This window comes from Sungkyunkwania multivorans (assembly GCF_042675645.1).
GTDB lineage: Bacteria > Bacteroidota > Bacteroidia > Flavobacteriales > Flavobacteriaceae > Sungkyunkwania > Sungkyunkwania multivorans.
Genome location: NZ_JBHTJH010000010.1, coordinates 13765 through 37215, shown reverse-complemented (window position 1 = coordinate 37215; position 23451 = coordinate 13765). Strand labels below are relative to the sequence as shown.

The window sequence follows — 23451 nt, the reverse complement described above, 5'->3', positions numbered from 1 at the left end:
TTTTGACCTGTCATTCCTGCCCGTCCGGTAGGCGGGCGCGGAAGTGAAAGTTTTTATTTTAATTTAAAATAATCGATATATGTATCCAAATCCTTATCACCTCTTCCTGAAAGACTGATCACTACGATATCGTCCTTCTTAAATTTCTTATGGTCAAAAATGGCCAATGCATGACTCGTTTCGATCGCTGGAATGATACCTTCCAATTGTGAGAGCTCCAATCCTGCGGTCATCGCCTCATCATCGGTCACCGAGTAGAACTCCCCACGACCCGATTTGTACAAATGCGAGTGCATGGGTCCTACACCGGGATAATCCAGTCCGGCCGAGATGGAATAAGGCTCGGTGATTTGCCCATCGGGCGTTTGCATCAGGAGCGTCTTACAGCCATGGATGATGCCCTCACTTCCCAATTTGGAGGTGGCAGCGCTTTCACCCGAGTCGATGCCCTTTCCGGCTGCTTCCACGGCGATGATGCCCACCTCCTCATTTTCTAAAAAGTGGTAGTAGGTGCCTGCAGCATTACTTCCACCACCGATGCATGCCACAACATAATCGGGATTTTCACGACCTTCCTTTTCTTTTAATTGCCACTTGATCTCTTCCGAGATCACCGATTGAAATCTTGTGACCATATCCGGATAGGGATGTGGTCCGATGGCCGATCCGATAATGTAATGCGTATCCACAGGGTTGTTGATCCAATCCCGGATCGCTTCGTTGGTCGCATCTTTTAAAGTGCGACTGCCAGAAAGTGCTGGCCTAACTTCAGCACCGAGCATTTTCATCCGTGCCACATTGGGGGCTTGGCGGGCGATGTCGATCTCGCCCATATACACGATACATTTGATGCCCATCAAAGCGCAGACAGTAGCGGTGGCCACACCATGTTGTCCGGCACCTGTTTCGGCAATAATTCGGTTCTTACCCAATTTCTTGGCCATGAGGATCTGCCCGATGGTGTTGTTCACCTTGTGTGCGCCAGTATGGTTGAGGTCTTCACGTTTAAGATATACCTTGGTGTTATACTTCTCCGAAAGGCGCTTGGCAAAGTAGAGCGGCGATGGACGTCCCACATAATCTTTCAGCAATTGGTTGAATTCCTTCTGAAAGGAATCTTCGTACATCACTTCCAAATATTTCTGGCGCAATTCTTCTACATTAGGATAGAGCATTTCGGGAATATAGGCGCCACCGAATTCTCCGTAATATCCTTTTTTATTGACGTTGTATTTCATGGCATACTATTTTGTCATTCCTGCGCAGGCAGGGATCCATTCTTTTTTAATGTGTTTTCAAATTCTTTTAATTTCTTCTCATCCTTCAATCCAGCTTTGATCTCAAATCTGCTGTTTACATCGATGGCGTGACAGTAATTTGATTCCTGCCTGCGCAGGAATGACAAAACATTGTCCACTTCTTCCAACCCAATGCCACCACTTAAGAAAAAAGGTTTTTTCGAAGGATAATTTTCTAATACAGTCCAATCAAAGGCATAGCCGTTTCCACCGGGCAATTTTCCTTTGGTATCGAAAAGGAAATAATCGCATACTCCTTCAAAATCCCTTAATACCGAAAAGTCAAAATCATCCTTTATCGAAAAGACTTTGATGATTTCAATAGATTCCGCATCGCCGCCTGATTGTCGGGCAGGAAGTGAGGAATGACAAAGTGATCGAAACTTTCTACAATAGGCTGCATCTTCTTTCCCATGCAACTGCACGACTTGAAGATCGTGTTTTTCAACTGTTGAGATAACTTCTTCGACAGGAGCATCAACAAAGACACCCACTTTTTTGATATGCTTGGGTAACTGCGGAATATCACCTTTGAAATATCTTGAGGATGGTTCCCAAAATATAAAGCCCAGGTAATCGGGTTGCAAGGCTGCAACCGACTGGATATTATCTTGGTATTTCATTCCGCAAACTTTTAGTTTCATATTTCTTTGTCATTAACGCTGTTGAATCTGCGATTTCCTGCGTACCTGCCTGTCGGCAGACAGGGGCAGGAATCTATTTTTATTTGACCTAATTTCATGGAGGTCAGACCCCTCCGCCCGCTATCGCGGACACCTTCCCTTCATCAAGGGGAGGAGCTCTATTTAAGTTTTCTTATAAACTCCATTGCACTGCCTCCCGGATCGTCGGTCTTCATAAAATTCTCTCCGATCAAAAAGCCGCTGTAACCGTATGGACGTAATTCCTTAATGGCTTCCATATTGCTGATTCCGCTTTCGGATACTTTTACAAAGTTGTCAGGGATCAATTCTGAAAGCGATTTGCTCGTCTCGAGTGAAACTTCGAAGGTCTTTAAATTTCGATTGTTCACCCCCAACATATCCAAACTTGGCATGATCGATCGGTGCAATTCCTCTTCATTATGAACTTCTAAGAGCACATCAAGACCCAAGCTTTTAGCAAAGGTTGAAAGACTTTTAATCTCATCCTTGGTCAAACATGCGGCTATCAGCAAGCAAACATCGGCTCCATGCGCCTTGGCTTCTAACAACTGATATTCGTCGATGATGAATTCTTTGCGAAGCAGCGGCATCTCTACCGCTGCTCTTGCCAATAAAAGATCGTCCAACGACCCTCCAAAATATTTACCATCGGTGAGAACAGACATCCCACAAGCGCCAGCTTTTTCATAGCCCGTTGCAACATCTTGTACACTCACCTTTTGATTGATGACCGCTTTGGAGGGCGAACGTCGTTTGTGCTCGGCGATGATCCCTGTGTTGCTATTTCTTAAAGTATTCGTCAATGAAATCGTTTCTCTTTCAAAAAGCACCGTGGCTTCCAATTGAGAAACGGGAACGATGCTTTTTTTAAGAGCGACCTCTTTGTGTTTATCGGCTATTATTTTGTCTAGTATGTTCATAGGTCTCCTCACCCTAACCCTCTCCTCAAGGAGAGGGAGTAAAGGTGATTTATTATTTACTCAATTCTTGTAACTTTTTTAGTGTTTCCAATGCCTTTCCACCCATTAGGGATTCTTTTGCTAATTCAAACCCTTCTCTAGGCTGTAGACCTTTGACGGTGGCGATGGCCATTCCGGCATTGGCACAGACCACATTGTTTTGGGCTGCCGTGCCTTTTCCGCTGATAACATTCATAAATATCTCGGCCGAAGACTCCACCGTATCACCGCCGTAGATATCTCTTTGTGAGTGCGCCGAAACCCCAAAATCTTCAGGCTTGAGCATGCCATCTGCATTATTGGAGATGGTCTTTGTATTTCCGGTCAGTGAGATTTCGTCATAGCCGTCCAAGGCATATAAAATGGTGAATCTTTTATCGGTATTTTGATATAGATAGCCATACATTCTGGCTAATTCTAAGTTAAAGACACCGACCATTTGATTCTTTGGAAAAGCAGGATTTACCATCGGCCCCAACATATTGAAGAATGTCTTTACAGCAAGCTCTCGTCTAATGGGAGCCACATTTTTCATCGCTGGATGGAACAGCGGAGCATGCAGTACGCAGATACCGGTCTTGTCGATCGACTTTTCAAGAAAATCTCTGTCATTGCTAAACTTGATTCCTAGATATTCCATAACGTTGCTGCTTCCGCAGGAAGAGGAGACCCCATAGTTACCATGTTTGGCCACTTTAATACCTGCTCCTGCTGTAACAAATGATGAAAGTGTGGAAATGTTGAAAGTATCCTTGCCATCGCCACCGGTACCGCATAGGTCCACTGGGTCATAGGCCGACAGGTCGACTGCCAAACAAAGCTCTAACAGCGCATCTCTGAAGCCTTCCAATTCTTTGATAGTGATGCTACGCATCATATATACAGTTAAAAAAGCAGCGATCTGACTGTGGTTATAATCGCCCTTTGCAATGTTGACCAAGACCTGCTTAGCTTCATCCTTGCTAAGGACTTCGTGATTGATCAATCGATTTAATATTGTTTTCATTTTCCCCTCACCCCAACCCTCTCCCCAAGGAGAGGGAGTCTAGGTCGTTTTAATTATTGTTTAATTCATTTTTCATCACTGATCAACTGTTCAGCCAATTTTCTAAAATTTTCTTTCCATTTGGGGTCAATACAGATTCTGGGTGATATTGAACTCCACAAACGTCATATTCTTTATGGCGAAGCGACATGATCTGTCCGTTTTCGTCAAAGGAGGTGGCTTCCAGACTATCGGGCAAATTAGTATCCACCACCCAAGAATGATATCTACCTACCTCAAATTCTTTTGGCAAACCTTCAAAAAGTTTGTCGTCTTTGGTGATGGTTATTTTTGTGGCGACGCCATGATATACTTCATCTAGATTGACCAATCGTCCTCCAAAGACCTCTCCGATGGCCTGCTGACCAAGACATACACCAAAAATACTTTTGGTAGCTGCATATTTTTCTATGATGGCTTTGAGCAGTCCCGCCTCATTAGGGATTCCAGGCCCAGGAGAAAGCACTATTTTATCAAAGGCTTCAACGTCGTCTAGGTGCAATTGGTCATTGCGCTTTACCACAACTTCACAGCCAAGATCCTCTAAATAGTGAACCAGGTTGTACACAAAGCTGTCGTAATTATCGATCATTAATATCTTCTTCATCTTCTTTACTTTATGCGTTCGGCAATTTCCAATGCTTTGTTCAAAGCCCCAAGTTTATTGTAAGTCTCTTGCAATTCGTCTTCAGCATCTGATCTGTTGACGAGTCCGGCACCTGCTTGAAAATGCAGCTGATGATTCTTACTCAAAAAAGTACGAATCATGATGGCATGATTAAAATTACCTTCAAAATCCATAAAACCGATGGCCCCACCATAATAGCCACGACCGGTCTTTTCATATTTCTCTATGAGCTGCAATGCCATTGGTTTTGGCGCACCACTGAGCGTACCGGCGGGAAAGGTATCTGCAACCACTTGCATGGTAGAGATTTCGGGTTTCTTTTGTCCGGTGACCTTCGAGACCAGATGGATGACATGTGAAAAGAACTGTACCTCGCGATAGGTCTCCACTTGCACGTGATTGCCATTTCTGCTTAGATCGTTTCTCGCTAGATCCACAAGCATCACATGTTCTGCATTCTCTTTATCATCTACGGCCAGTTTCTTTGCCAACTCGGCATCTTGTTCGTCGTTTCCAGTTCGTTTGAAGGTACCTGCAATGGGATGGATCTCGGTCTTGCCATTGCTCACCACCAACTGTGCCTCGGGAGAGCTTCCGAAGATCTTAAAATCACCATAATCAAAGTAGAACAAGTAGGGGGAAGGATTGATGCTTCGCAACGCGCGATATACATTAAACTCATCCCCTTTAAAACCTTGTGAAAATCTTCGCGAAAGTACCAACTGGAAGACATCGCCTCGAGCACAATGCTTCTTGGCGAGAGCCACGTGCTCTTTGTATTCTTCGTCCTTTAAATTGGAAGTGCCTTCACCATCCTTATGAAAGGTGAAGGAGGCAAAATTCTTTACACGGAGCAATTGCTCAATGTCATCGACATTACTTTCAGTTTTGTAGCAATGCGCAAAGATGTACGCCTCATTGTTAAAATGGTTGATGGCAATGACGTTTTGATAAACGGCATAATGGATATCTGGAATGGCAACGCTATTGTCCTTCTTTGCGATGGTTACGTCTTCAAAATATCGGACGGCGTCGTAAGCAATATAACCAAACAGCCCACCATTGATGAATTTGAAGCCATTCTTTTCTACTTGGAATTGATTGGCAAATTGTTCGATTTCGGAGGGCACATCGATATCGTCGGTGATAGGTTTGGTCTGGGTCGTTCCATCAGGAAACTTTGTGCTTATCGCTTCATCCTCAACGTTTATAGATGCAATAGGATTGAAACAGATGTAGGAGAAGCTGTTGTCATTAGCGTGATAATCACTACTTTCTAACAGTATACTGTTGGGAAAGCGGTCTCGCACTTTGAGATAGACACTAACCGGAGTTATGGTGTCCGAGAGGATTTTGGTATACGTTGTCTTTAATGGATACATTATTCTTTCTAAATAAAAAAAGCCTGTCGTGACGACAGGCTGTTGATATGATTTTGTACAATAGCTTAGGTCACGAAATTTAGATTTCGATTGACCACCACCATGTATTTGTAATTCTCGTTTTCATTTGTTGGTTCAAATATAGGAATGTAATTTTTAATTTCAAACGAAAATTGGCGGGCTTTTTTTCGCAAATTAAAAATCCAAACAAAAAAATCCCGACCTGTGTTGAAATCAACATAAGTGTCGGGATGGGGGAACCTTGAATTACGTCATTTAAAACTGAAGGTCGACCACTAGATCGAATTCGTCATAGATGGTCTTATCCCCTAAATTGTCAAAAAAGCTTCCCGATCCATACTTAAGACCAAATTTTGTCCTATCTAATTTAAGCGTAGCAGTTGCTTTACTTCCATAGACGGAAAGATCAAAATTTATAGGCTCGGTGGTGCCTTTGATCGTGATATCACCCTTTACAGAATAGGAGTTTTTACCAGTTGCCTCTGCGTTATCAATGGTCAAAGTGGCAGTTGGGTGATTGGATACGCCAAAGAAATCATCAGACTTAAGGTGTCCATTGAGTTTTTGCTGATATTCACCTTCGAGGTCGGTAGCCGTTAGCGAAGTCATGTCTACTGTAAATGATCCTCCTACCAATTTATCTCCGTCAAACTTCAGCGTTCCATTTTTTAGGTTAACAGTTCCTTCGTGAGACCCAGTTACTTTGTAACCCTTCCAGGTGACCGTACTAACATCGGTCTTTACAGTTTTTTCTTGAGCCAAGGTAGCTCCTACGACAAGGGTAAATGCAAATAATGTTGTGAAAATTCTCTTTTTCATTTTGAATAGTGTTAATGGATTATTGTTTTAGTTTATCGAGTAATGTATTCAGCGTTTCCATCTCTTCTCTTGAAAGATCTGTCAACATCTGTTTATTAAGTCCTTCTATAATTTCTAAGGTATTCAACAATTCGAGGCCGTTCTTGGTAATGGTGATCTCTACTTTACGGCGGTTGGTCGGACAAGTGATGCGATTTACTAATTTCTTAGCGATCAACTTGTCTACCAATCGTGTGGTGTTGCTCATTCTATTTACCATTCGCTCCTGAATCGTCGAGAGGTTGGCCGGTTTTCCCCTTTGGCCCCTTAAAATCCTGAGTACATTGTATTGTTGCATACTAAGGTCATATTCTTTAAGTACTTCGGTGATCTTGTCCACCACGAAATTGGACGTATACATCAAATTAATGATGGTTTTCGTGTGAATGTCCATGGGTTTGGTCGCCTTGATCGCTTCTTCAATAGTCATAATTGTATGAACAATATTTGTATATACAAATGTATGATTATGTTTTGAACTGCAGTCGTTAGGAATGATAAAATTTTGTTAAAAACGTTTTCTAGATGGTTTATTTTATCTTCACTATTAAACCATTTCTGTTTTCAAAGGTCAATATACCATGAGTAAAAAGATGACTTCCAAAGAGATCAAGCACCTTTATTGGAGAGCGGGATTTGGGTCGAATGTATCAATCGTAAGATCGCTCGATGGCATTGAACGCGAGAAACTAGTTGACGAGCTCTTTACGCAGGCTTCAAATTTTGAGAGACTTACCGTTCCAACACCCGAGATCGATAAGGCTTTGAAGGATAAGAATCTCTTGGCAAAGAAAGACGAGATTCGTGCACTAATCAAACAAAGCAAGGATAGAGTAGGTGACTTGAACAGCGAGTGGATCAAACGTATTTGCACCACCGAAGAACCTTTGCGAGAGCGAATGACACTGTTCTGGGCCAATCATTTTGTGTGTCGGGACCTTAACATCCTTCATATTCAACAGTACAACAATACCTTAAGGAAATATGCCTTGGGAAACTTTAGAGATTTTGTAAAAGCCATTTCTAGAGAAGCCTCCATGATCAAATATTTGAATAACAAACAAAATAGAAAGGATCAGCCCAATGAGAATTTTGCCAGAGAATTGATGGAGTTGTTCACTTTGGGAAGGGGGCAGTATTCTGAGACCGATATCAAAGAGGCGGCACGCGCCTTTACCGGTTGGAATCATGATTTTAGAGGAGCCTTTCGATTTGTGATGCGGCAGCACGATTACGAGGAGAAGACCTTCTTTGGAAAGACCGGCAACTTTGATGGAGAAGATATTATCGACCTGATCTTGGAGAAACGTGAATGTGCAGCATTCATATGTAGAAAGATCTATGCCTATTTTGTCAACGATAATGTAAGTGAAGATCATTTACGAGCGATGACGGATGTTTTCTACGCAGATTATGATATCGAAAAACTAATGCGTTATGTCTTTAATTCCGATTGGTTCTATGACAACAAAAATATTGGGGGCAAGATCAAATCTCCAATGGACCTCCTAGCTGGAATGTATAGAACAGTTCCCTTCAAATTCAATGAAGTGAAGCAGCTGAGATATATACAAAACCTCTTAGGGCAAATATTGCTGTATCCTCCCAATGTCGCAGGATGGGAAGGCGGTAGAGGTTGGATCAATGCCAATACGATGATGGTACGGATGAGGCTATCCTCGATACTGCTGAATAATGGTTTCATCGCCTTTGATGAAAAAGGGGCATTTGAGGATAGTTTTAAAAAACGCTATGCCAAGCGAAGTAATCTGAAACGAAGGCTAAATATCACCGCAGATTGGGAATATGCAGACAGACATTATGGTGCACTGACTCATCATGAGCTTCGAGATATAATTCTCAATGGGCGTTTGACCGATACCACAAGGTCATTTCTGAATACAAAAAGCGATGTACCAAAAAAGGAGTTTCTTATTCAGCTAATGTCATTGCCAGAATATCAACTTTGTTAATACTGCAACTATGAAGAGAAGAGATTTTATAAAACGAAGTTCACTCGCCAGTGGCGCTCTATTGGTACCGAGTTTTTTGCAGGCTTTCGATAAGATAGGCATGTCAATATTTCAGGGAAAGCGATTGGTAGTAATTCAACTAACTGGCGGAAATGATGGGCTTAATACCGTTGTACCATTCCAAAACGATATCTATTATAAAAATCGGAGAGGAATCGCTCTTCCTCCCCGGGAGATAATAAAATTGAATGATGAGGTTGGTTTGCATGCTGGTTTGAAGGAATTAAAAGAACTTTATGACCAAGGATATTTGTCGGTCATAAACAATGTAGGCTACCCCAACCCCGACCGTTCGCATTTTCGGTCATCAGATATTTGGCACACAGCTAGTAGTAGCAGCGAATATTTACAGACGGGCTGGTTTGGAAGATATCTGGACAACCATGCCGAAAGACCCTATCAAGGTATCGAGATAGACGATACGATGTCGCTGATCATGAAAGGAGAAAAGATCAATGGCATCGCCACAAAAAATGCCAAGGTGCTCTATGAGACTTCGCGGAATCCGTACTTCAATGAATTGAGTCGCCATCAGCAAGATGCTCATTTAAGCGAACACAACCTCGGATATTTATATAAGACCTTTAATGAGGCCAAATCTTCTGCCAGGTATATTTACGAAACGTCAAAAACCTTTACAACCAAGGTTACCTATCCTCAAAATGCCTTTGGAAAGCAATTGAAGACCGTTTCAGAGTTCATCAACTCGGGCTTAGATACCAGCGTATATTATGTTTCTCTCGGCGGATTTGATACGCATGCGAATCAGCTGGGCCAGCAAGGGCGATTGCTCAAAATATATGCCGAAGGGATCAAAACTTTTGTCGAGGACCTGAAAGCCAATGGCACCCTGAACGACACCTTGATCTTCACCTTCTCGGAGTTTGGACGTAGACTGAAGCAAAATGCCGCCGGCGGTACCGATCATGGTGCTGCAAACAATATTTTTATCATCGGAAATAAATTGAAGAAGCAAGGAATTTTCAATGCAATGCCAGATCTAAGTGATCTGGATGCCAATGGGGATATCAAGTTCAACATAGATTTTAGGGATCTTTACGCGACCATGCTCGAAAAATGGTTGCAAGTGGATTCTGAGCGAGTGTTGCTCGGGAATTTTAGGCCGTTAAATATCCTATAAATTTTTGTTAAACGCGACGGCAGCCATGGATATCTTGGTTAATTTTAATCCAAATATTCAAGTCCAATGCGCTATTCTTACTTGTTATTGACATTAGTGCTCCTTATTGCTTCATGTGCAAAAAAGGCTGATGAAAAATCGACTGAAGCAACTCAAAATGTCGAAAAGAACGAAGCGACCATTACGGCTTCCCATAGCATACCAAGGTACACTTTCGAAGAATTCTCACCGCTTCTGCATAAGGATGATGACAAAACCTATGTAGTCAATTTTTGGGCTACATGGTGCGCCCCTTGCGTCAAGGAATTGCCCTATTTTGAAGAATTGTATTCGAAATATAAAGAACAGGGTGTAGAGCTGATCTTGGTGAGCTTGGATTTTCCTTCCAAGATCGAATCGCAATTGGTTCCTTTTGTCAAAAAACACGATCTTAAAGGCACGGTGATCTTTTTAGACGACCCCGACCAAAATAGTTGGATACCGAAGGTGAATAAGGAATGGTCCGGAGCCATACCTGCCACCTTAATATATAATAGGGATAAGCGTGATTTTTTTGAGCGTTCATTTACCTATGAAGAACTGGAAACTGAATTAAAGCAATATTTAAACTAGATGATATGAAAAAACTAACCGGAATTTTAGCACTAGCCACCGTTTTTGTACTCACTGCCTTTACGGTAAACCTAGAAGATGGCTATGAGATCGGAGATTATGCAGATGATTTTAAGTTAAAGAACGTGGATGGAAAGATGGTCTCCATGGCAGACTACGACAACGCGAAAGGATTTATCATCACCTTTACCTGTAACACATGCCCTTATTCGGTGGCTTACGAAGATCGATTGATCGCGTTGGATAAGAAATACAAGAAAAAAGGCTATCCAGTGATTGCCATCAACCCGAATAACCCGGCCGTGAAGTCTGGCGACAGTTTCGAGGCGATGAAAGTGAGGGCAGAGGAGAAAGGATTTACGTTTCCTTATTTGTTTGACGATGGTCAAAAGGTTTATCCAAAGTTTGGCGCCTCAAGAACACCGCACATGTATGTGCTTCAAAAGACACCAAAAGGAATGCAAGTAAAGTATATCGGAGCTGTTGATAATAACTATGGAAACGCGGATGCGGTATCTAAAAGATATGTCGAAGATGCGGTAGATGCGCTTTTAAATGGAAATGAAGTGCCTATAAAAACGACAAAGGCCATCGGTTGCTCCATCAAAGTTTAAGATGCGACCCCTTTTTAAAAAAATGATCCGAGGTCTGAAAGGTCTCGGATTTTTCATTCGGAATAATCTTGCTAAAAATAGTATTTTTGGAGCCAAAAGAAATATTATGGCAGATCTATCACAACAAGAATGGACCGATCGATTGAACAACGATGACAATGCAGTAATATTGGATGTCCGTACGGATCAAGAGGTCGAAGAAGGATATATTCCCCATGCCAAGCATATCGATATCTATCTTGGGCAGGGCTTTATCGATGAGGTTGAAAAGCTGGACAAAGACAAGAACTATTATGTCTATTGTCGCTCTGGAAACCGCAGCGGTCAAGCATGTGCCATCATGAATCAACTTGGGTTTGAAAACGCCTACAATCTAAAGGGTGGTTTTATGGAATGGGAAGGCGAAGTTGTACAGTAATCGCGAAAAACGAATCCAAATCAATAATACATCCCGTCTTTCGACGGGATTTTTTGTTCCAAGAAAAAGCGATTTCAGCTTTTGATAATTCGAACAATATATTTTGTACTTTCATAGGTCGAATATGAAAGAAGACTTCCTACATTATATATGGAAATATAAAAAATTCAATACTTTGAATTTAAAGACCAATACGGAAGAAACCGTGGAGGTCCTCTCTGTGGGTGATCATAATCATAACTCTGGTCCAGATTTCTTTAATGCAAAAGTGAGGATAGCCGACCAGCTCTGGGCCGGCAATGTGGAGATCCATTTAAGGTCTTCCGACTGGTACTCCCATAAACATCAGAAAGACACAAGCTACGACAATGTCATTCTTCACGTCGTTTGGGAGCATGATGCAGAGGTCTTCAGAAAAAATAACGAGCGTATACCTGTACTAGAATTAAGGGAAGTGATCGATAAAGGCACTTTGGATAATTATCATATGCTGTTTGCAAATATGCAGCGCTGGATTCCCTGTGAAAATGATCTTAGTGTAGTTGACGATTTTGTTTGGGATCATTGGCTCGAACGTCTTTATATAGAACGTTTGGAACAGAAATCACAACCTATTTTACAACTGCTAGAAAGCTCGAATAACGATTGGGAGGCGGTTCTTTTCAAGATGATGGCCAAGAGCTTCGGACTCAAAGTGAACGGGGAAGCATTCTTTGCGATGTCTAGATCTTTCGACTTTTCTTTATTGCGAAGACTTCAACAGGATCTATCACAACTTGAGGCCTTGTTGTTGGGACAGGCTGGATTGCTAGAAAATAGTGTTGAAGACGCCTATTTTCAGAGATTGAAAAAAGACTATGAATATCTGGTGCGCAAATTCCATTTAGCGAATGCGACTGTGCCAGTTCCACAATTCTTCCGGCTGCGTCCCAACAACTTTCCCACGATCAGATTGGCACAACTGGCCAATTTGTACCATACGAAGAAAGGAATTTTCTCTACACTTATGCGTTTGGAGTCTAGAAAGGAATTCTATGATGAACTAAGAACTGGGGTTTCGGAATATTGGGAGCGTCATTACGGATTTGGAATTCAATCAAAGAAGAGAGCAAGATCATTGTCGAAAGATTTCATCGATCTACTGCTTCTAAATACCATCATCCCGATCAAGTTTTGTTATATGCAACAACAAGGGAAAAGTGATGTTGACGGGATCTTAAAACTTGCGCAAGACATTAAACCTGAAGACAATGCGATCGTGAGAAAATTCAATTCTTTGACAAAAGTGACCGAGAGCGCTGTGGAAACGCAGGCGTTGCTTCAGCTCAAATCTTTTTATTGTGAAAAGCACCAATGCCTGCGATGTGCTATAGGTAACGAATTATTAGGTAGAAATTAGTATTTTGCAAAAGATATGAGAAAGCTTTTTTATAACGTCTTGCACTTCTCCCAAAAACGTGGATTTTATGTTTGTCAGCGTATAGCAGATAAACTTGGGATGAGGGCCAGAGTAGTGAGAACCTCCTTTATTTACCTCACCTTTGTAACGCTTGGCTTTGGCTTTGCGCTATACTTGTTTCTGGCCTTTTGGATGCGAATAAAAGACCTGATCTACACTAAGAGAACTTCAGTTTTTGACCTTTAGCCTATGTTCAAACTCTTTCGATCAAAGTTTTATATTGCCTTAGCACTGTTGACCCTCGTTTTTTTGATGGGAGTGATAGGATACGTGGTGATCGGTAATTACTCCTTGGTAGATGCTGCGTATATGACCATTATTACCGTTACGACCGTCGGATATAAGGAAGTGCATCCATCAGATGTGCCAACGAAGATATTTACGATCATTTTGATAATCACCAGTGTCTTTGTCTTTGCCTATTCGGTTACAGTCATCACCGAATATATCTTGGGAAAGAATACATCGGAACAACTTAAAACCAAAAAACGCATGAAAAAGATAAGCGAACTCAACGATCACATCATTATCTGCGGTTATGGGAGAAATGGAAAACAAGCCGCCGAAAAGCTCAAAATATATCAAAGGCCTTTTTTGGTCATTGAAAAGGATCGAGACATCATAGAGCGTTTTGAAGAACATATACTGTTTGTAGAAGGAAATGCCAATGAGGATGAAGTTTTGGAGAATGCTCGTATTGATAAGGCAAACACCTTGATCACCGCTTTGCCTAATGATGCCGACAATTTGTTTATCGTGCTAACGGCACGTCAGATGAATCCAAAGATCAGGATCATCAGTCGAGCATCAGAAGAAACCTCTGTTCGCAAACTAAAGTTAGCCGGTGCCAACAATGTGATCATGCCAGATAAGACCGGTGGAGACCATATGGCCTCCTTGGTGGTCGTGCCCGATCTGGTAGAGTTTTTGGATTCATTGTCGTTGGAAGAGGACAACAGTGCCAATCTCGAAGAAGTGGCTATCGAGGACTTGTCCAAGGACTATGTGAACAAATCACTATATGAGCTGGATATAAGAAAAAAAACCGGCTGTACGGTCATCGGCTATAAGAGTGCCGACGGAAAGTATATGGTCAATCCAGAGACCGATCTTCCACTTGCCGCCAAATCGAAATTGATCGTGTTGGGAAGGCCCGAACAGATTCAAAAACTGAATCGACTCTTTAACATCTAAACCTACCATATTTAACGGCCAAAACTTGATTTGACAGTATATTTTTAGGATATTGCCCCGTTTTTTGACTGAAAACAGACAATAATTTAACGCTAACTAAACATAATCATGAAGAAATTACTTCTTTCAATTTTCACATTATTATTTCCATTATTCATATTTGCTCAAGAAACGGCTGAGCAAAGCATTGACGATATCATAAACGAAAAGTTTGGTTGGCTTACCGGTTGGTTCGTCGAAGGTATATTCTATGCCATACCCATAAAGGAGGGTGTGGGTATTCCATGGGTTGTGGTATATCTCCTAGGATTCGCGACCTTCTTCACCATCTATTTCAAGTTTATCAATATTGGTGGGTTCGCTAAAGCGATCAACACAGTTCGCGGAAAGTATGATGATATCGACCATCATGAGGTCGATCCGATGTATGGGGACCCGACTCCCGGAGGGGATTCGATAGAAACGATCAAAGTAGAAGGAAAAGAAGGTGAAGTTTCGCACTTTCAGGCATTGACGGCCGCACTTTCGGGAACGGTAGGACTTGGTAATATTGCAGGGGTGGCGATCGCGATTACCATCGGTGGTCCAGGCGCAACCTTTTGGATGATCGTTGCGGGGCTCTTGGGAATGACATCAAAGTTTGCGGAGTGTACATTGGGGGTAAAATATAGAGATGTAGGTGAAGATGGTACCGTCTACGGTGGGCCAATGTACTATTTGAAGAAAGGTCTCAACGAAAAAGGGCTAGGCACATTAGGTAAAATATTGGCCGCGCTTTTTGCAATATTTTGTATCGGAGGATCTTTTGGAGGTGGAAATATGTTCCAGGCCAATCAAGCAGCCCAGATCTTTAACGATGTTGCTGGGTTTTCGGGCGGTGCCTCCGGACTGATCTTTGGAGTAATTATGGCCGTATTTGTTGGCATCGTAATTATAGGTGGGGTCAAACGTATCGCATCGGTCACAGAGAAAGTGGTACCTTTTATGGTTGGAGTATATGTATTGGCGGCTTTAGTGATTCTTGGTGTCAACTTCACAAGCATACCAGATGCTTTCAGTAAGATATTTGAAGGGGCTTTTGCGCCTATGGGAGTCGTCGGAGGTTTCTTCGGAGTGCTCGTCCAAGGATTTAGGAGAGCAGCATTTTCCAATGAAGCCGGAGTTGGGTCTGCAGCTATTGCGCATTCAGCGGTGAAGACAAAATATCCTGCAAGTGAGGGAATCGTTGCATTGTTAGAACCGTTTATCGATACAGTGGTAGTCTGTACGATCACCGCCTTGGTAATCGTGATTACTGGTAACTATGTAGATGTTGGAGGCGCCTCAGGGGTACAGTTAACATCTAATGCGTTCGCATCTGTGCTGCCTTGGTTCCCATACGTGCTTACGGTAGCCGTGATCCTATTTGCTTTTTCAACGATGATCTCATGGTCATACTACGGCCTACAATCATGGTTGTTCCTCTTTGGAAAGACCAATAGAAACGTCGTCACTTACAAGGTCCTTTTCTGTATTTTTACAATTATTGGAGCATCGATCAGCTTGGGAGCAGTAACAGATTTCTCGGACGCGATGATCTTTGCCATGGCAGTTCCGAATCTTGTGGGAGTTTCCATTTTATTGCCTCGTGTAAGGGATGAGCTCGCAAAATACGTTTCGGCCATTAAAGCCAACAAATAGTCTATTTTCGAACATAGAATAGAACAATAAGGCCAACTTCGAATCAGTTGGCCTTTTTTACAAAAAATTGTTTTTCAGCCATTTAAGGTCAATAGGATTTATAAATTTAATACATTTATCCTATGAAGTTTGAATGGGGTATTTCTGGAAGTCAAAAGAAAGGGGTGGTAGTTTTACTGCTTCTCATCGTCATGCTGCAGTTGTTTTACCACTTCTTCGATTTCAGATCTTCAAATTATAATTTTGAAAATAGTGATGCCATCGCTCAATTTCAAAAGACCATAGATTCGCTAAAAATTCTACAGCTCGAGAAGCAAAAGCCAAAGATATTCCCCTTCAATCCCAATTACCTCACCGATTATAAAGGCTACACGCTTGGCATGTCCGTTGAGGAGATCGATCGACTTCGTCAGTTTCGTGATAAGAACAAATTCATAAACTCGGCCAAAGAATTTCAACAGGTGACAAAAATATCTGATTCCTTGCTCAAGGAGATCAGTCCTTTCTTCAAGTTTCCGGATTGGGTCGTGAAAAAAAGGTCTAGAAAAAACGCTTTCAATTCCAACAATGGTAAAATGAAACGGGAGGTCATTGAAAAAAAGGATTTGAATGGGGTCACTGCAGAGGAGTTAAAAAGGATCAAAGGTATCGGTGAGAAGCTTTCTGAAAGGATCATTAAATATCGCGACATACTTGGAGGGTTCTTAGTAGACGAGCAACTTTTTGAAGTGTATTATTTAGATTCTTTGGTAGCCAAACGCGCCTTGGAATATTTTACGGTAAAGACCGTACCATCCATTACTAAGCTCGATATCAATATGGCCACCATGTCCGAACTTGCCTCAACGCCCTATATCAACTATAAGTTGGCTAAGAAGATAGTAACCTACCGCTCTTCGGTAGGCATGATCTCTTCGTTTGATGAATTAACAAAAATTGAAGATTTTCCTGCTGAAAAAATTAACAGAATAGCGTTATATTTGACAATAAAATAAAATTGCTGTGTTATACTGCGGAGGAGTGGTCCTCCGCTTGATATTTATTAAGATATGGAGAGTACATTGACCAAAAGTAGGAATAGGTATTTTACGGAAGAGCACGAGGCTTTTAGACAAAGTTTCAAGGATTTTTTGAAGAAGGAAGTCGTACCTCATATTGACAGATGGGAGGAAACAGGAGACATCGACCGCTTTATATGGGAAAAGTTCGGAGAAATGGGCTATTTCGGATTGGTGTATCCAGAGGAGTATGGGGGGTTAGGTTTAGATACATTCTATACGGTGATCTTTCTTGAGGAATTACAGAAAATTAATTCTGGAGGTTTTGCTGCTGCCATGTGGGCCCATGTTTATTTGGCCATGACCCATCTTAATGCTGAAGGTAGTGCAGCTATAAAACAGCGATATCTAGTACCAAGTATCGAAGGTAAGAAAATCGGTTGTCTATGTATCACGGAACCTTTTGGAGGTTCGGATGTTGCAGGAATGCGAACCACTGCAGTGAAAAAAGGTGATACATATATTATCAATGGATCAAAGACATTTATTACCAATGGGGTCTACTCCGATTATTTGATCGTGGCTGCTAAAACTACTCCAGATCTTGGTAATAAGGGAATGAGCATTTTTGTAATTGATAGAGATACCCCAGGTATTTCGGCGACCAAATTAGATAAGCTCGGATGGAGAGCGAGTGATACAGGTGAAATAGCTTTTGACAATGTTGAGATTCCAGAGGGTCATTTAATGGGAGAGGAGAATAAAGGCTTTCAATACATCATGCAACACTTCGCGCTAGAGCGATTGATCATGGGGGTCAATGCACATGCCAGAGCTGAGTATGCCTTAGACTATGCAATTCAGTATATGTCCGAACGCACCGCTTTTGGGAAATCGCTAGATAAGTTTCAAGCCCTAAGGCATTCAGTCGCAGACATGGCCAGCGAAGTAGAAATGTGTAAGGAGTTTAACTATGCCATCGCCAGCAGATTGGACAAAGGCGAATATGTTGTGAAAGAGGCAAGCATGTCCAAACTGTTGTCCACGAAAATTGCCGACCAAGTAATATATCAATGCCTACAATTATTAGGCGGGTATGGTTATATGGAAGAATATCCTATGGCACGTCTCTTACGCGATAGTAGATTGGGTCCAATTGGAGGTGGCACATCGGAGATACTCAGAGAGATCATAGCAAAGATGGTCATCGATAAGAAGGAGTATAAACCCGCGACTTAATAATTATTCATTTTTAATTGGTAATTATCAATTAGTTCATATATTTGCCGTCCAAACGAAAGGAGGTGATGACACTATGTTAATAATACCTATAAAAGAAGGAGAAAATATCGACAGAGCGCTAAAGCGTTTCAAGAGAAAATTCGACCGTACAGGAACAATGCGTCAGCTACGTGCACGTCAACATTTCACTAAACCATCAGTAGCGCGCAGAGCACAGATTCAAAAAGCGGAGTATATCCAGCACTTAAGAGAGCAGGAAGAGATCTAGTATTTCGTTTTATACTATAAATTTGAACCGTTAGTGGCCAAAGTTTTTAACTTTGCTATCTAACGGTTTTTTTATGTCATTTACCTCTTTCATCGATTATCTTCAATTGGAAAAGAACTATTCCGTCCATACGGTGAAAGCTTACAGACGAGACTTAGAAGTTTTCGCATCCTTCTGCGAACAAGAATTCGAGGTCTCTGACATCAAGGAGGTCAACTATAGTTTCATAAGAAGTTGGATAGTCGCAATGGTCGAACAAGGCATAGGAAACAGGACCATCAACCGCAAGGTATCTTCGCTAAAGAGTTATTATAAATTTCTGCTGAAAGTGGGGGATATTGATATAAGTCCGCTCGCCAAGCACAAGGCGTTGAAGACGCCCAAAAAAATACAAATTCCATTTTCTGAGAGCGAGGTTGAAAATGTTTTCGTCAAGATCGCTTTCCAAGATTCTTTTGAAGGAATGCGAAACATGTTGATGATCGAGCTATTATATACCACAGGGATGCGTAGGGCCGAGTTGATAGGCCTAAAGCTTCAGGATGTCGATCTTTCCGAAAAAATGATAAAGGTTCTTGGTAAGAGAAATAAAGAACGCTTCATACCCTTGGTGGACTCCGTGGTAAGAAATATAAGGGCTTATATAGCCTGTAGAAATGAACAATTTTCAGAAGTTGAAAACGACCATTTGTTCCTTACTTCAAAGGGAAATAAAATATATGAAACGTTTGTTTACCGAGTTATAAATGATTATTTTAGTAGGGCATCCAGTAAGGTGAAAAAGAGTCCCCATGTACTTCGACATACTTTTGCGACTCATCTCCTAAACAATGGTGCAGACCTAAATACGGTCAAAGAATTGTTAGGCCACGCAAGTCTAGCATCCACTCAGGTGTACACTCATAATAGCATGGCAAAGCTAAAGGATGCCTATGCAAACGCACACCCGCGGGCCGACAACGATTCTTAAGGCGATAATAATTGTTTAACCACTAAAAAAGATTGAAGATGAAAGTAAACACTCAGTCGGTAAACTTCGCCGTCGATGGTAAATTGATCGATTTCATCCAAAGACGATTAGACAAGCTTGAAAATTATTATGACAAGGTCATCGATTCAGATGTCTATTTGAAAGTACAAAAGACCAGCGCGAAAGAAAACAAAATTGCTGAGGTCAAAGTCAATGTTCCAGGAGACGAATTCATAGTAAAAAAACAATGCAAAACCTTTGAGGAAGCGGTTGATTCCGCTGCGAGTTCACTTGAACGTGTATTACTGAGAAGAAAGGAAAAAATTAGGGCACATCTATAAATAAAAATTTAGTAGAATTTGTTTTGTTTAAAAAAATAAATCTATACATTTGCAGTCCGTTAGAAATAGCGGACTTTTTTTATGGTCATAAGCCGATGTAGCTCAGCTGGCTAGAGCAGCTGATTTGTAATCAGCAGGTCGTGGGTTCGAGTCCCTCCATCGGCTCTGAAAAACAAGAGATTAGCTCGTGTTTTTGTTCTTTGAAATAGGAAAAATAATTGGGGAGATACTCAAGCGGCCAACGAGGGTCCCGAGTGCTCGGGATAAATCTGTGACATCGTGTGATGTGACCTATTCGCTTCTGTATCTCTCCAAGGAATATTGGGGAGATACTCAAGCGGCCAACGAGGACAGACTGTAAATCTGTTGGTTTTTACCTTCGCAGGTTCGAATCCTGCTCTCCCCACATAAAATTTCTGAGGAACTGCTGTCAAAAGCTTGCTTTTGTAAAGCAATGACGAAGAAATTTTATGTTCGGGGCCACCCGAACGGTATGCGCGAGCGAAGGTGAGCGAATCCAAGGATGTCGGGGCCACCCGAACGGGATGCGCGATCCCGAGGACTCGGGAGTGTATTTTTAAGGTGAATAAATCTGAATTCGAAAATTAAAATTCGTAATTCAAAAACGCGGGAGTAGCTCAGTTGGTAGAGCGTCAGCCTTCCAAGCTGAATGTCGCCGGTTCGAACCCGGTCTCCCGCTCAAAGGTAAGTTGGAGCTGAAAATCATCATGACTCGGTCGTGATTTCAGTGAGGGTAAAATTTACACCAATGAGTATTCTTGTTGTGGCCTAATGTGGGCTGACAAGGGCACAGGAAACTCTTCCTATTTTTATATAGTAAGAGTGGTTTAAACACTTTATGCCGACGTAGCTCAGGGGTAGAGCGTTTCCTTGGTAAGGAAGAGGCCACGGGTTCAAATCCCGTCGTTGGCTCATTTTTCATATAAATTGAACACTAATATATAACTAAGATTAAATTCATTAAATCATGGCAAAGGAAACTTTTGATCGTTCCAAACCCCACTTGAATATTGGTACTATTGGACACGTAGATCACGGTAAAACAACTTTGACAGCTGCTATCACTAAAGTTTTAGCAGAGAAAGGTCTTTCTGAGGCTAGAGACTTCGATACGATCGATAACGCTCCAGAAGAGAAAGAAAGAGGTATTACTATCAACACTTCTCACGTAGAGTATCAAACAGCTAACCGTCACTATGCGCACGTTGACTGTCCAGGTCACGCGGATTACGTAAAGAACATGGTTACTGGTGCTGCTCAGATGGATGGAGCGATTCTTGTAGTTGCGGCTACAGATGGTCCTATGCCACAAACTCGTGAGCACATCCTTCTTGGTCGTCAGGTAGGTGTTCCAAGAATCGTTGTATTCTTGAACAAGTGTGATATGGTGGATGATGAAGAGCTTTTAGAACTTGTTGATATGGAAGTAAGAGATTTGCTTTCTTTCTACGAGTATGACGGAGACAACGGTCCTGTTATCCAAGGTTCTGCGCTTGGTGCACTAAACGGTGAAGCGAAGTGGGTTGACTCTGTGATGGAGTTGATGGATGCGGTTGATAGCTGGATCGAACTTCCTCAGCGTGATGTCGACAAGGATTTCTTGATGCCGATAGAGGATGTATTCTCTATTACTGGTCGTGGTACAGTTGCAACAGGACGTATCGAAACTGGTGTTGCTAACACTGGTGACCCAGTAGAGATCATCGGTATGGGTGCAGAGAAATTGACTTCTACGATCACAGGAGTAGAGATGTTCCGTAAGATCCTCGACAGAGGTGAAGCTGGTGATAACGTAGGTATCCTACTTAGAGGTATCGAGAAAACCGATATCAAAAGAGGAATGGTTATCTGTAAGCCAGGTTCTGTAACTCCTCACGCTAAATTCAAAGCTGAGGTATATATCCTTAAGAAAGAAGAAGGTGGTCGTCACACACCATTCCATAATAACTACCGTCCACAGTTCTACGTTCGTACGACTGACGTAACAGGAAACATCAATCTTCCTGATGGAGTTGAAATGGTAATGCCAGGTGATAACCTTACTATTACAGTAGACTTGATTCAGCCTATCGCACTTAACCTAGGTCTTCGTTTTGCTATCCGTGAAGGAGGTAGAACAGTAGGAGCAGGTCAGGTAACTGAAATCCTAGACTAAGGTCAATAGTTTATCAAATAAATATGGAACAAGGTGTCCCGATTTTCGGGACGCCTTTTCTAACAATTACGGGTGTAGTTCAAGGGTAGAATAGCGGTCTCCAAAACCGTTGATGGGAGTTCGAATCTCTCCACCCGTGCAAAAAATAAAATAAAATGGCAGGAGTAGTAACATATATAAGAGAATCTTTTGAAGAATTGAAAAACAACGTGACCTGGACACCTTGGCCAGAGGCGCAAAGGCTTACGGTCGTTGTTGCTATTTTTTCAATCATATTCTCACTTGCTATTTGGGGGGTCGACTCTGTATTTTCCAGAGCTATGAAAGAGATCTTTAAGTTATTTTAATCTTAACACGTAGAATGCTATGGCAGATACAATGGTAAAAAAGTGGTACGTGGTAAGGGCTGTCAGTGGTCAAGAGAATAAGATCAAAGGATACATTGAGAGCGAGATAGAGCGTCATGGTCTATCGGATTTTGTGGAAGAGGTCCTGGTACCTACAGAAAAGGTGATCCAGATCAGAAATGGTAAGAAGATAAATAAGGAACGCGTTTATTTTCCAGGATATATAATGATAAAGGCGAATCTTGGAGGTGAAGTACCGCACATCATAAAGTCGATAACAAACGTCATAGGTTTCTTGGGAGAGACCAAAGGAGGCGACCCTGTGCCACTTCGTCAAGCCGAGGTCAACAGGATGCTAGGTAAAGTGGATGAGCTCGCTGTAAAAGATGACAATGTGGCGATTCCCTATGTTGTTGGAGAAACAATAAAAGTGATCGATGGTCCTTTCAATGGTTTCAATGGTACTGTTGAAAAAGTGAATGAAGAAAAGCGTAAGCTAGAGGTAATGGTGAAAATTTTCGGAAGAAAGACCCCATTAGAGCTAAGCTATATGCAAGTAGAGAAAGTATAATTGTTACATATTATATATAGAGGTATTTCTTTAAAGCTTCCAACTGTAAAGAATATTTCGAAATTTTAAATTAATCGCAAAATGGCTAAAGAAGTAAGTAAAGTAGTTAAACTACAAGTTAGGGGAGGTGCCGCGAATCCATCGCCACCGGTAGGACCCGCTTTAGGTGCCGCAGGGGTTAATATCATGGAGTTCTGTAAGCAATTCAATGCTAGAACTCAGGATAAGCCAGGTAAAGTATTACCTGTTGTGATCACTGTGTACAAGGATAAGTCGTTCGACTTTGTTGTAAAGACACCTCCAGCGGCGGTTCAGTTGATGGAAGCAGCTAAGATCAAAAAAGGATCTGGTGAACCTAACAGAAAGAAGGTGGCGAGCGTTACTTGGGATCAAGTAAAGCAGATCGCTGAAGACAAAATGCAAGATCTTAACGCATTTACCGTTGAATCTGCCATGAGCATGGTGGCTGGTACTGCAAGATCTATGGGATTAACGGTGTCAGGTAACAGACCTTTTTAAATCTTAAAAAGA

Annotated in this window: 26 protein-coding genes and 5 tRNA genes; 23 read left to right on the top strand and 8 right to left on the bottom strand. The window is 41.8% G+C overall.

Annotation, left to right across the window (positions count from 1 at the left end):
- Window positions 1-53 precede the first annotated feature (53 nt).
- The 8 genes from trpB to ACFQ1M_RS10215 form a co-directional block, all read right to left on the bottom strand.
- Window positions 54-1238 carry a tryptophan synthase subunit beta gene (gene trpB / locus ACFQ1M_RS10250; protein ID WP_386407846.1) on the bottom strand — a complete coding sequence of 395 codons (1185 nt, stop codon included), beginning with the start codon at window positions 1236-1238 and terminating at the stop codon, window positions 54-56.
- A 14-nt stretch (window positions 1239-1252) separates the two neighbouring features.
- On the bottom strand, window positions 1253-1942 hold the full coding sequence (locus tag ACFQ1M_RS10245; protein WP_449343013.1) for a phosphoribosylanthranilate isomerase: 690 nt from the start codon (window positions 1940-1942) through the stop codon (window positions 1253-1255).
- 158 nt (window positions 1943-2100) lie between these two features.
- Window positions 2101-2883 carry an indole-3-glycerol phosphate synthase TrpC gene (gene trpC, locus ACFQ1M_RS10240; RefSeq protein ID WP_386407842.1) on the bottom strand — a complete coding sequence of 261 codons (783 nt, stop codon included), beginning with the start codon at window positions 2881-2883 and terminating at the stop codon, window positions 2101-2103.
- Between the two features lie 52 nt (window positions 2884-2935).
- Entirely contained in the window at window positions 2936-3928 is a 993-nt protein-coding gene (gene trpD, locus ACFQ1M_RS10235; protein ID WP_386407840.1) for an anthranilate phosphoribosyltransferase, read from the bottom strand.
- 82 nt (window positions 3929-4010) lie between these two features.
- Window positions 4011-4574, bottom strand: coding sequence for an anthranilate synthase component II (locus tag ACFQ1M_RS10230; protein WP_386407838.1), 564 nt, complete (start codon window positions 4572-4574; stop codon window positions 4011-4013).
- Window positions 4575-4579: 5 nt separating this feature from the next.
- Window positions 4580-5977 carry an anthranilate synthase component I family protein gene (locus ACFQ1M_RS10225; protein ID WP_386407836.1) on the bottom strand — a complete coding sequence of 466 codons (1398 nt, stop codon included), beginning with the start codon at window positions 5975-5977 and terminating at the stop codon, window positions 4580-4582.
- Window positions 5978-6253: 276 nt separating this feature from the next.
- Window positions 6254-6817 (bottom strand): YceI family protein, encoded by a 564-nt coding sequence (locus tag ACFQ1M_RS10220; RefSeq protein ID WP_386407834.1) that lies wholly within the window; start codon window positions 6815-6817, stop codon window positions 6254-6256.
- A gap of 19 nt (window positions 6818-6836) precedes the next feature.
- Window positions 6837-7286 carry a MarR family winged helix-turn-helix transcriptional regulator gene (locus tag ACFQ1M_RS10215; RefSeq protein ID WP_386407832.1) on the bottom strand — a complete coding sequence of 150 codons (450 nt, stop codon included), beginning with the start codon at window positions 7284-7286 and terminating at the stop codon, window positions 6837-6839.
- Between the two features lie 151 nt (window positions 7287-7437).
- On the opposite strand from ACFQ1M_RS10215, the gene ACFQ1M_RS10210 reads away from it, so the two are divergent.
- The 23 genes from ACFQ1M_RS10210 (at window position 7438) to rplK (ending at window position 23439) form a co-directional block, all read left to right on the top strand.
- Complete coding sequence (locus tag ACFQ1M_RS10210) at window positions 7438-8829, top strand: DUF1800 domain-containing protein (protein WP_386407830.1); 1392 nt, start codon at window positions 7438-7440, stop codon at window positions 8827-8829.
- Window positions 8830-8839: 10 nt separating this feature from the next.
- Window positions 8840-10030, top strand: a complete 1191-nt coding sequence (locus ACFQ1M_RS10205) for a DUF1501 domain-containing protein (RefSeq protein WP_386407829.1) — start codon at window positions 8840-8842, stop codon at window positions 10028-10030.
- 66 nt (window positions 10031-10096) lie between these two features.
- Entirely contained in the window at window positions 10097-10642 is a 546-nt protein-coding gene (locus tag ACFQ1M_RS10200) for a TlpA disulfide reductase family protein (protein WP_386407827.1), read from the top strand.
- 5 nt (window positions 10643-10647) lie between these two features.
- Complete coding sequence (locus ACFQ1M_RS10195) at window positions 10648-11256, top strand: thioredoxin family protein (RefSeq protein WP_386407826.1); 609 nt, start codon at window positions 10648-10650, stop codon at window positions 11254-11256.
- 106 nt (window positions 11257-11362) lie between these two features.
- Window positions 11363-11674 carry a rhodanese-like domain-containing protein gene (locus ACFQ1M_RS10190; protein ID WP_386407824.1) on the top strand — a complete coding sequence of 104 codons (312 nt, stop codon included), beginning with the start codon at window positions 11363-11365 and terminating at the stop codon, window positions 11672-11674.
- A 124-nt stretch (window positions 11675-11798) separates the two neighbouring features.
- Window positions 11799-13073: a DUF2851 family protein gene (locus tag ACFQ1M_RS10185; RefSeq protein WP_386407822.1), complete on the top strand. Its 1275-nt coding sequence runs from the start codon at window positions 11799-11801 to the stop codon at window positions 13071-13073.
- 15 nt (window positions 13074-13088) lie between these two features.
- Window positions 13089-13319: a PspC domain-containing protein gene (locus tag ACFQ1M_RS10180; protein ID WP_386407819.1), complete on the top strand. Its 231-nt coding sequence runs from the start codon at window positions 13089-13091 to the stop codon at window positions 13317-13319.
- A 3-nt stretch (window positions 13320-13322) separates the two neighbouring features.
- Entirely contained in the window at window positions 13323-14327 is a 1005-nt protein-coding gene (locus tag ACFQ1M_RS10175) for a potassium channel family protein (RefSeq protein ID WP_386407816.1), read from the top strand.
- A 108-nt stretch (window positions 14328-14435) separates the two neighbouring features.
- Window positions 14436-16007: an alanine/glycine:cation symporter family protein gene (locus ACFQ1M_RS10170; protein ID WP_386407813.1), complete on the top strand. Its 1572-nt coding sequence runs from the start codon at window positions 14436-14438 to the stop codon at window positions 16005-16007.
- 122 nt (window positions 16008-16129) lie between these two features.
- Window positions 16130-17002: a ComEA family DNA-binding protein gene (locus ACFQ1M_RS10165; protein ID WP_386407810.1), complete on the top strand. Its 873-nt coding sequence runs from the start codon at window positions 16130-16132 to the stop codon at window positions 17000-17002.
- Window positions 17003-17056: 54 nt separating this feature from the next.
- A complete protein-coding gene (locus ACFQ1M_RS10160; protein WP_386407807.1) occupies window positions 17057-18244 on the top strand; it encodes an acyl-CoA dehydrogenase family protein in 1188 nt (395 codons plus the stop codon).
- Window positions 18245-18320: 76 nt separating this feature from the next.
- Window positions 18321-18515 (top strand): 30S ribosomal protein S21, encoded by a 195-nt coding sequence (gene rpsU / locus ACFQ1M_RS10155; RefSeq protein ID WP_386407804.1) that lies wholly within the window; start codon window positions 18321-18323, stop codon window positions 18513-18515.
- 73 nt (window positions 18516-18588) lie between these two features.
- Entirely contained in the window at window positions 18589-19485 is an 897-nt protein-coding gene (locus ACFQ1M_RS10150; RefSeq protein ID WP_386407801.1) for a tyrosine-type recombinase/integrase, read from the top strand.
- 38 nt (window positions 19486-19523) lie between these two features.
- Window positions 19524-19826 carry a ribosome hibernation-promoting factor, HPF/YfiA family gene (hpf, locus tag ACFQ1M_RS10145; protein WP_386407798.1) on the top strand — a complete coding sequence of 101 codons (303 nt, stop codon included), beginning with the start codon at window positions 19524-19526 and terminating at the stop codon, window positions 19824-19826.
- A 91-nt stretch (window positions 19827-19917) separates the two neighbouring features.
- Window positions 19918-19991 (top strand) — tRNA-Thr (locus tag ACFQ1M_RS10140).
- A 158-nt stretch (window positions 19992-20149) separates the two neighbouring features.
- Window positions 20150-20232, top strand: a tRNA-Tyr gene (locus ACFQ1M_RS10135).
- A 221-nt stretch (window positions 20233-20453) separates the two neighbouring features.
- A tRNA-Gly gene (locus ACFQ1M_RS10130) sits at window positions 20454-20526 on the top strand.
- A gap of 161 nt (window positions 20527-20687) precedes the next feature.
- Window positions 20688-20759 (top strand) — tRNA-Thr (locus ACFQ1M_RS10125).
- A gap of 55 nt (window positions 20760-20814) precedes the next feature.
- Window positions 20815-22002 carry an elongation factor Tu gene (gene tuf / locus ACFQ1M_RS10120; RefSeq protein WP_386407795.1) on the top strand — a complete coding sequence of 396 codons (1188 nt, stop codon included), beginning with the start codon at window positions 20815-20817 and terminating at the stop codon, window positions 22000-22002.
- 68 nt (window positions 22003-22070) lie between these two features.
- Window positions 22071-22141, top strand: a tRNA-Trp gene (locus tag ACFQ1M_RS10115).
- Between the two features lie 16 nt (window positions 22142-22157).
- Entirely contained in the window at window positions 22158-22349 is a 192-nt protein-coding gene (secE, locus tag ACFQ1M_RS10110) for a preprotein translocase subunit SecE (RefSeq protein ID WP_386407793.1), read from the top strand.
- A gap of 19 nt (window positions 22350-22368) precedes the next feature.
- Complete coding sequence (nusG, locus tag ACFQ1M_RS10105) at window positions 22369-22920, top strand: transcription termination/antitermination protein NusG (RefSeq protein ID WP_386407790.1); 552 nt, start codon at window positions 22369-22371, stop codon at window positions 22918-22920.
- 81 nt (window positions 22921-23001) lie between these two features.
- Window positions 23002-23439, top strand: coding sequence for a 50S ribosomal protein L11 (gene rplK / locus ACFQ1M_RS10100; protein ID WP_386407787.1), 438 nt, complete (start codon window positions 23002-23004; stop codon window positions 23437-23439).
- Window positions 23440-23451: the final 12 nt, after the last annotated feature.